Annotated in this window: 9 protein-coding genes; 1 reads left to right on the top strand and 8 read right to left on the bottom strand. The window is 53.3% G+C overall.

Features of this window, described 5'->3' with window-relative positions:
- From BLW59_RS11730 to BLW59_RS11715, 4 genes are all read right to left on the bottom strand, one after another.
- Positions 1-1,676: hypothetical protein (locus BLW59_RS11730; RefSeq protein ID WP_139283655.1), on the bottom strand; the 1,676-nt coding region annotated here is incomplete at its 3' end.
- Between the two features lie 405 nt (positions 1,677-2,081).
- Positions 2,082-2,579 (bottom strand): nitroreductase family protein, encoded by a 498-nt coding sequence (locus BLW59_RS11725; RefSeq protein ID WP_074697928.1) that lies wholly within the window; start codon positions 2,577-2,579, stop codon positions 2,082-2,084.
- Positions 2,580-2,640: 61 nt separating this feature from the next.
- Complete coding sequence (locus BLW59_RS11720) at positions 2,641-3,516, bottom strand: hypothetical protein (protein ID WP_318258538.1); 876 nt, start codon at positions 3,514-3,516, stop codon at positions 2,641-2,643.
- 85 nt (positions 3,517-3,601) lie between these two features.
- The gene (locus tag BLW59_RS11715; RefSeq protein WP_074697927.1) at positions 3,602-4,456 is read right to left on the bottom strand and encodes a GTPase; all 855 of its coding nucleotides are present in this window, start codon (positions 4,454-4,456) and stop codon (positions 3,602-3,604) included.
- Between the two features lie 252 nt (positions 4,457-4,708).
- On the opposite strand from BLW59_RS11715, the gene BLW59_RS11710 reads away from it, so the two are divergent.
- Complete coding sequence (locus BLW59_RS11710) at positions 4,709-5,230, top strand: PilZ domain-containing protein (protein WP_029541263.1); 522 nt, start codon at positions 4,709-4,711, stop codon at positions 5,228-5,230.
- A gap of 69 nt (positions 5,231-5,299) precedes the next feature.
- Here the strand turns inward: BLW59_RS11710 and panD are convergent, their stop codons facing one another.
- From panD to BLW59_RS11690, 4 genes are all read right to left on the bottom strand, one after another.
- Positions 5,300-5,686 carry an aspartate 1-decarboxylase gene (gene panD, locus BLW59_RS11705; RefSeq protein WP_029541265.1) on the bottom strand — a complete coding sequence of 129 codons (387 nt, stop codon included), beginning with the start codon at positions 5,684-5,686 and terminating at the stop codon, positions 5,300-5,302.
- A gap of 62 nt (positions 5,687-5,748) precedes the next feature.
- Complete coding sequence (panC, locus tag BLW59_RS11700; protein WP_074697926.1) at positions 5,749-6,594, bottom strand: pantoate--beta-alanine ligase; 846 nt, start codon at positions 6,592-6,594, stop codon at positions 5,749-5,751.
- A 14-nt stretch (positions 6,595-6,608) separates the two neighbouring features.
- Entirely contained in the window at positions 6,609-7,526 is a 918-nt protein-coding gene (locus tag BLW59_RS11695) for a bile acid:sodium symporter family protein (RefSeq protein WP_074697935.1), read from the bottom strand.
- A gap of 374 nt (positions 7,527-7,900) precedes the next feature.
- The gene (locus BLW59_RS11690; protein ID WP_074697925.1) at positions 7,901-9,151 is read right to left on the bottom strand and encodes a DAK2 domain-containing protein; all 1,251 of its coding nucleotides are present in this window, start codon (positions 9,149-9,151) and stop codon (positions 7,901-7,903) included.
- Between the last annotated feature and the right edge of the window lie 58 nt (positions 9,152-9,209).

Raw genomic sequence — 9,209 nt, 5'->3', positions numbered from 1 at the left:
AGGTCATCCTCACCCCAGTTCATAAGCACATCGGCTGAGTAGCCTGTCCTTGTCTGATAGTAGGTGTCCTTCCCTGCGCCACCGTGAATGGTATCGCTGCCGTCCCCTGCATCGATATAGTTTCCGCCGGAGCCGGCCCAGATTTCGTTGTTCTCCTCATTGCCGTTGATTTTTAGCCCAGCCTTGCTGTTGCCTGTGGCATCAATGTTGGGAGCGCTGAGGCTCTTGTCATCGTAGTTCTGGCTGGGAAGCGTGAAAGATGTTGCACCGCTCCCGACTACAGCCCGATTGCCCTTATTTCCGCTACCACCGTAGATGACATCATAGGCGGTATTATTGTTGGTATTGTCTCCTTTTTGCAGGTGTAGTACTTTTCCAGCCATCCCCTTTAATGTTAATGTAGGAGGGCGGCTACTATCAACGTTGCCGTGATGGAAGGCAAGAGTTACATCGCCCCCGGTCACGCTGTCTGCTACCGCCGATACAATCTTGCAATCGCCAGTCTGGATGAGGTCATCCTCGCCCCAGTCCATAAGCACATCCGCAGAGTATCCTGTCCTTGCCTGATAGTAGGTATCCTTCCCTGCGCCGCCGTGGATGGTATCGCTGCCGTGGCCAGCATCGATATAGTTACCGCCGGAGCCAGCCCAGATTTCATTATCCTGCGCATTGCCGGTGATTTTTAGCCCTGCCTGGCTGTTGCCAGTGGCATCGATGTTAGGCGCACCAATATTATAATCGGTGCCTGTCAGTTCTGGCAGAGTGAATGAAGTTTCATTCGCTCCTACGACGGCGTGACTGCCTTTTTCGCCACTGCCATAAACTACCTCGTATATTTTGCTGTTGATCGCATGTTGAACCCGTATAGCTTTTTCAGCCATACCTTTCAGAATCAGGGTGTTACTGCCATTGCCGTTTCCTAAAGTCAGAGTTACATTCTCTCCCTGCACCTGAGCAAGTCCATTTATAGACACGTTATCAAGATACAGCAAATCATCTGATGTCCAGTTTTCAAGGGTTACCGTAGATGTATGACCTTCGCTGGAATCTTTGCTATAGAAGAATGTATCCTTTCCTGTGCCGCCATACACGGTATATGCTCCCTCAAAAGCTCCCGTTGGCGAAATTTGGGAGCCACCGGCATTGGACTTGATGGTCACGCCATCAGCGGGAACAAAGGTAAGTTTGCCTATGGCGTTAACACTGGCATCATAGCTTGTTGCATCCACGGTTGTGAACCAGTTGTTTGTCCAATCTTCCCATGCATCATTGATAGCTGCTTTCACATTAGCCAGCAAAGTCAGCTGTTCAGCTGTATAGACAGACTGTGCATCAAGCTCTGAAATTGCATCAGAAACGGTAGTAAAGACATTCAGCCAGGTTTCATGGCATGTATTCCTCGCATTTTTGCAAAGCTGCCCCACATCTACTTTGGAAGGCTCACTGGCTGAAAGGCCCGTAAAATTCGCGCCGATATAGATAACCCCGGTGTAAGGGTTATAGGTCACATCGCCGTTAGCCTGTTCCCATGCCGCGACCTGTGCCGCAAATGTATTGTACAGATATTCCCCCAAGGCATCGCCGTACGCACTTTTTAAGTTGGTCAGCAAATTTTGTTTGCCTTCAAGCTGATTATACAAAATATTCAAAACTTGATTCGTAGTCGCTGTAGCCATTTTCGCCCCATCCTTTCTATACACCAATCCATTACACGGAAAAAATATCCGCTATACTAAATTTAGATTTTCAGATGGATTACGATTATTTTATCTGCCAATAGCACCATGCCTGACAGAGCACAGCCCCACAACACTTTGCAGCACATGGGAAGACAGCCTTATCCATCCTCAGATATAGGCCCTGCCTCACCACTCCTGCCGAATTACAGGCCAATGCGAAACATCCTTATATATTTATCGACGAAATCGCGAGATTCCTTAAGAGAAAATCGCGTGCAAAATAAAATACTTACGCACTGATTTTGGTAAGAATCCTTCCTATGCTGATCTTCCGTCATGAGACAAGCTCAAAAATAAGGCACCATGCCGGAATTTGCATGGCGCCTTATTTTTTCTAATAATTCACTTCACCCAATGCACCCGTTCCGGTTCGTAGCGATCCGGGCGCTCCTTTTCCTTCTTGGGGTAGCCAAAGGGAATCACCGTAAAGGCGGTTAGGCTTTCCGGCAGGTCAAGAGCCTCTGCCACCACCTTCATGCGTTCCTCCACTGGGGCAATACCCAGCATAAGGCCCCCCAAACCCAGGTGGGTTAACTCCAGCCAGATATTTTCCGTGCAGATGGCACAGTCGATATCCAGCATCTCAGGAGCAGGACTGCCCTCCTTACGATAGCAGATGACGATGGCAGCAGGAGCCTTGCCCGCAGGCCAGGCGTATTTGCTGGCCTCGGCCATCTTTGCCAGTACCTCCTTATTTTCCACCACATAGAATTCCCAGGGGCGCTGGTTCATGGCCGTAGGTGCCGCCATGGCTGCCCGCAGCACCTGCTCTATCTTCTCCCGCTCCACAGGACGCTCCTCATAGGAACGGACACTGGCCCTTGCAAAGATTTCCTTCATGTGACGTACCTCCCTTTAAAAAGCCTTCCCCTCCAGGGGAAGGCTTTAACCAGTTTTACCTTCAATTGATGCTATATCTGTTCACCCAGGTAGAATACCCTTTGGCATAGGCCTTCAATCTGGTCAGCCCCTTGATGGCTGGCTCATTGGGACTGATAGCCCTGTAGGCTCCCTCATATTCATCCTCCACAGGCTTCCAGCCACTGCCGCCACTCCAATAGTCTCCTTTGACAATGCGCTCCGTCCCCTGGGCAAGGTTCACGGCCTTCTTGACGAACTTGATCTCCAGCACCCGGCCTGATTTATCCTTGGTCTCATACCACTCCCACAGGATAAGATTGGCCCCCTTGAGCCGCATAGTGGTAGTATCGGCGGTGACAGAGGTGACCTGGCCATCCTCAGCCTCTTCCTTCCAAAGGTCAATCCACCTGTCCTCGGCGGCAGCCCGTTTCATTTCCCCCACGCGGAAGACCTCGTCCACCACCGCATTGTAATAAGCCTCGTCAAACTGCTGGGAATTGATTTCCTTCACACGGCCCTCGGTAGTAGACCAGACGACTTCACCTTTGGCATTATAGAAATCTTCCTTCAGGTACTGGATAGTACGGTTCTGTGGATTGATAGTGACCTGAGCCAGGCTGTAAGCAAGCTGCTCAGGCTTCAATACGGCGCTGATGCCATAGCTGTCGATAGTTTCCTTAGCCCCGCCATAACTGTAGCCTGTCTTGATCCAGGCCTGGATTTCTGTGGCCACCTTCTCCCCATTTTCCTTCTTGGCAGCCTTCACAACCACCACAGATGTAGGGTCGAAGAACTTGCTGTACTTGTCATCAGAGGAAAGCCAATACCAGGCCTCAGCGGCTCTTTGCTGCTCCGTCTGGGAGTCCTGGGCAATGGCTGCCGCCCCGGCTTCATCCACGAAAGCCGTCCCGCTCAAAAGGCAGGTGCATACCCCTATAATGGCTAGTCTTCGTGCTTGACGCTTGGTAAATATCATCCTGTCCACCTCTTGTCCAGATTTCTCAGTCTGTTGATTCATCTTCTCCCGTGCAATCCTCACTGAGCACTGCAAAGGATGTAAGCATGCTGTCTGCAGGCTTCTTAGCCCGCACCTCGTCCAGATAGCCTTCATCGGTGATAATCAGCTTCGGCGGCTCCACAAGCTTGGAAAGTGTCTCTTCCATCATTTCCGGGATACAGTTCATGACCAGGCATTTCCTGCCCAAAAGCTCACAGATAAGCTTGAACTGCGGCAGGCTTTCCTTGTTCTTGGCCCCGCGGATTTCCCGGGAACTCACCAGGAGCACCAGTTCCCCTTCTCCCACCAGATTGCCCTTTATTGCATAGCCGCCAAAGACCTCGGAAAAGCGCTTGACGATTTCTTCCCTCAGTTCCTGCAGACCGTCACCAGTCATAGCGCTGACGCAGAGGGGTTCCTGGCCAGTCTTCTGCTCCACGATGCGGGCCAGCACCCTGCCTCCATCCCCCAAGGCATCCACCCGGCTGATCACAGGAATCACTGGTTTGCCTGCCTTCTCAAAATGCTTGAACCAGATGAGTTCCCCGTGCATATCTGCCTCACGGAACAACACCAGAGCAAGGTCTGTTTCCTTGACGGAAGCCTTGGCAGACTCCTGGCCGAAATTGTCATGCTTCCACATATCATCAGTGCCGGATGTCTCACTGAAGGTTATCGGGCCTATCCCCTTGATGGAAAGAACCTTGTAGACTCTCTCCATATCATTGTGGTGCAGCGCCCTCACCAGGGCAGAATGCCTGCCGGTCAAGGCATTTATCAGTGATGTCTTGCCGCTGCCCCGCCTGCCGTAAAGGCCGATGCGAAAAGGCGCCAGCTCCTGCTCCTCTTGAATTCCCACGCTCCATCACTCCCAAAATTCTCTTTTTTTAAAAATTCGGCACACTTGCCAAAAATTTTCCACATTTATCATATAGTATAACACAAAACTTCCAAATAAACTACATTTTCTCCTGTATCTGCCCAGAAGTGCAGGGGAAATTGTCCTGTTTAGACTTCTTTTCATTGACATGTGCCTAGGACTTTGGTACTATATTAATCGGAACCATTCTATCTAATCAGGGTTTAACTAAGTTTTGGAAGGGATTCTGTTATGCAAGAAAGTTTGAAAAGAAATGGCGCCAGCCAGAGCAGCAGGGTTGAGGATAAGCCTGCCGCTGGCGGCTTTGTCCAGTCCAGGGAATTTTACAGGGTGCGCCTGGACAAGCCCTTTGAATGGCAGCTTCTTGACCACATTGGCCAGGAACTAGACACTCATGTAGGAGATCTCACCGACATCAGCGGAGGCGGCCTGTGCTTCACCACTGACTGCCAGGCAGCCCCTGGCGACAGGATGCACATTCTCCTGACAGACCTGCCTATCATTGAAAAGCTGGACACTCATGTGACAGTAGTCCGTGCAGTGCCCATCGAGGAAGAGGATGCAGAAGAGGAAGCTCCCCCCGCCTGGAAGCTGGCCTGCGTATTGGACGAGCTCTCCACCCGTATGCGGGACCGCCTGGTCTCCAGCATCTTCGAGCAGCAGCGCCGCGCCATCTTCCAGTCCCGGCAGGAACAGGCAGCGGAGAAAGAAAAGGAAGAACGCGCCCAGAAACTTGCGGATGCCATCCATTGATGCCATCTGCCCGCAACTGAAAATTTTCATCAAAAAAGGTTTCCGCCTACCGAGCGGAAACCTTTTTTGTCATGCCTGTATTTCCCCGTGGCTCTCCCTGCCACGTATTTCCCTTATGTGATTCTTCTCATCCACCATCACCACGGTGGGTTCAAAATCTCTGGCTTCTTCGGGAGTGAACACCGCATAGTCCATGATGATCACCACATCACCTGGCTGCACGCAGCGGGCTGCCGCGCCGTTCAGGCAGATGACCCCGGAACCGCGGGGACCGGGAATCACGTATGTTTCCAGCCGGGCGCCGTTATTGTTGTCCACCACCTGCACACGCTCATGAGGCAGGATGCCCGCCGCTTCCATGAGTTCTTCGTCAATGGTGATGCTGCCCATGTAGCGGAGATCCGCCTCCGTCACCGTGGCACAGTGAATCTTGGATTTAAGCAAATGAAGGAACATTATTACCTTACCTTTCGTCTAGTGTTAACCCTGCCTTCCCCTCTAGGGAAAGGCTTCCAGAGTTACTGCAAAATCACATTGTCAATCAGCCTGGTATTGCCAATCTTCACCGCAATGGCCAGGAGGGCGGGCTGGTCAACACTATCCATTTCCTTCAGCCCTGGGAAGGAGTACAGCTCCACATAATCAATCTCAGCCAGTTTCTCCCCGCTGAGTTCCTCTCTTACCAATGCCTTCAAGGCTTCAACCTTCTTCTCACCAGACCCGAAAGCCTCCGCTGCCTTTTTCAGGCTGCGGGACAATACCAGCGCCGCCTCTTTTTCCTCAGCAGACAAGTACATATTGCGGGAACTTCTGGCCAGACCGGACTCTTCCCTCACAATGGGCACCATGTGAATATTGACAGGGATGTTCAAATCCTCCACAAACCGGCGCACCACCACTACCTGCTGGGCATCCTTCTGGCCGAAGAAGGCATCCGTGGCCCGGGAGAGGTTGAAGAGCTTGGTAAGCACCGTGGCCACCCCGCGGAAATGGCCGGGACGGCGGGCACCGCAAAGCTTGTTGGTGATATCTCCGTCCACTGTCACATAAGCAGTATACCCCTCGGGATACATCTCCTCAGGCTCAGGATGAAACACCGCATCAATGCCTGCTTCCTCCAGCTTCCTGCAGTCCTCCTCGAACTTCCGCGGATAGGCCTCATAGTCCTCATTGGGACCGAACTGGGTAGGGTTCACAAAGACGGAAGCTATCACTATATCGCAGGCTTTCCTGGCCTCCCGCATAAGGGTCAGATGCCCCTCATGGAGTGCTCCCATGGTAGGCACCAGGCCGATGGATTTGCTCCCCTTGACAGCCTCTGCAGCAAATTCCTTGATTTCCTCAATGGTTCTAAGTATCTTCATATCTCTCATACTCCTTACAAGCTCAAGACACGTTCTGCGTTTTCTTCCTTATCCTCCCGACGGGCGAAGAAGTTTGCCAGCAGCGACCCGGAAATATTGTGCCAGACACTGAAGATGGCACCGGGAATGGCTGCCGCAGGAGAGAAGTACAAGAGGGCCAGGGAAGCTGCCATGCCGGAATTCTGCATGCCCACCTCAATGGACACCGTGCGGGACTTCCTGCTGTCCAGCTTGAAGGTGCGGGCCAAAGCATAGCCCAGAGCCAGGCCGCAGCCATTGTGCAGGACAACCACTGCCGCCATGAGAGCCCCTACCTCCAGGAGCTTCCCTGCACTCAGGGCCACCACGCCGCCCACCAAGGTGACAATCATGGCCACGGAGAACACAGGCAGGAGCGGAGAAACCTTCTCTACGATACCGCCGAAATAGTGGTGCACCAAAAGCCCCAGCAGCACGGGAGCCAGCACCATCTGGGCAATGGAAACCATCATGGCGTACATGGAAATCTCAATCCAGGCTCCCGCCAGGAAATAAGTGAGGGCAGGTGTCACCAACGGCGCCAGGAGCGTAGTCACCATAGTCATGGACACGGACAGGGCCACATCTCCCTTGGCCAGGTAGGCGATGACATTGGAAGCAGTGCCGCCGGGGCAGGTGCCCACCAGCACCACACCGATGGCCAGTTCCGGCGGCAGGCCGAAGGCTTTCACCAGCCCCCAGGCAATCAGGGGCATCAGCAGGAACTGGGCAAAGACACCAATGCCCACTTCCAGCGGGTGCTGCAAAACGCCTTTGAAATCATCCACCGACAGGGTCATGCCCATGCCGAACATCACCAGCCCCAGCATAAAGGGGATATAGGGGCCCACCCAGGTCAGGGCAGGGGGATAAGCTATCCCCAGCACCGCCACGCCAATGACCAGAAAGGCCATGCTGTCCACAATAGTCTTGCAGATTTTTTCCAAACGAAAAACCTCCTCAAAATATAAAAATATAACGGAGGCAAAAGAAAACGCCCTTTGCAAGGGGCCGAAAAATCGGCGCACCAAGCAAAGGGCGTACACGTATCCCGTCATCATTGGCCATGCTGTCCCCTGTCTCAGTTCCATGAATCTGAGCATGAGCCTTCAGCCAAGTGTATTGAAACATTTATAACGGAAAAGTATAACTCACCTTCGTGATGTCATCTCTTGCCGTTCTTGATTCTAGCACAACTGCCCTCCCCATGCAACTAAGGCGTGTTGAAAAACTCCACCTGCACGCTACAGCGGACAGTTTCCGTTTTTCAACACGCCTAGGAGATGCATCAGTTGGTTTTGGCCGCCGCCAGCATGGCCTTGGCGTTTTCAGCAGCACTGTGCTTGGGATTGAAGGCCTTCAGTGCTTCTGCCTGCTGTGCCTTGCTTTCCAGCAGCACCAGTTCCACCCGGTTGCCCAGGAGGCGTTTGGCCTGACGATAAGCCAGCCAGAAATCCCTGTGCCAGGCCACCATGACATAGCTGGCAGCCAGGTCGCTATGAGCAGCGCTCACCAGCTCGGCTACGCTGGGACCTTCTTCCTCGCTGCCCCTCACGATAAGCTGCACCCCGTTCTCCTGCAGCTCACGGGCCTGTATCTTGTTGCCAGCCACAGCCAGCACTGCCACAGCCGACAGGGCGCCGTGCATGGTGAGGGCATGGCCCTCGCTCATATTGGTCACATGGACTTCCTTCAAAGGACCCCAGCCCACGGCATGCTCGATGACCTCGCCGGGATGGTCCGTATGCAGGTGCACCAGCACCCTGTCCCCCTGGCGCTCCGTCAGCACAAAGCTGGAGAAGTCCTTGAAAGATTTTTCCAGTTCCTTCATGTTTATCTTGGCATTCTTGATGGCAAAGCGCACGCAATAGGGGCGCACAAGATCCTCTCTGGGATCGGGCAGGCCCGGCTGCCTGGACTCAAGCCCCAGAGAAAGGCTCACCGCAGGGGAAACGAAATTGCCGTCAAGACCACGCAGGCAGCCCCTGAGGAAAGTGAACATGATGCGGGCACCTGCATCTGCCTCCATGCCTTCCATAGACTCCTGCCCTGCCTCAATGGCCTTTTCCAGGATTTCCGTGATAGGCATGTTGGCGCGCACTGCATGATAGGCCCCCTTGGCCACAGCCTTTGCCACGGTGATGATGGGCCGCTCCATATTCTCAGGAATAATGCGCTGGGCGTAGAGGATGCCATACTGGAAGGCCTTGCCAAACTCTGAAGAGGTGGCGTTGTACTTGCCTGAAAGCCCCTTGCCCAGACCGCGGAAAAGCTGGGCCAGCACTACGCCCGCATTGCCCCGGGCGCCGAAGACCGCCGCCGCACTGACACGGCGGGCAAGCCCCCCGATGCTGCCATCCTTGCTCTCTGCCAGCGGCATCACCGCCGCCCCCATGGTATGAAGGACATGTGTGCCCGGCAGGCTGCCCGCCCCAGGCAGGGCATTTATCTGCTCATAGTCCAGCAAGAATTCGCTGTAAGCCCCCGTCACCATACGCTTGAAATCACTGCCAGTAATAACTTCTTTATTGCCCGTCATAATATCACGTCCATTTCTGCGTTGTTTTTTTATCTTATAACAGGATTATACTCTATTT

The sequence above is a fragment of the Selenomonas sp. KH1T6 genome (genome assembly GCF_900108415.1).
Classification (GTDB): domain Bacteria; phylum Bacillota; class Negativicutes; order Selenomonadales; family Selenomonadaceae; genus Selenomonas_B; species Selenomonas_B ruminantium_A.
The sequence above is the reverse complement of the archived record's forward strand: the minus strand, read 5'-3'. Positions and strand labels throughout refer to the sequence as shown.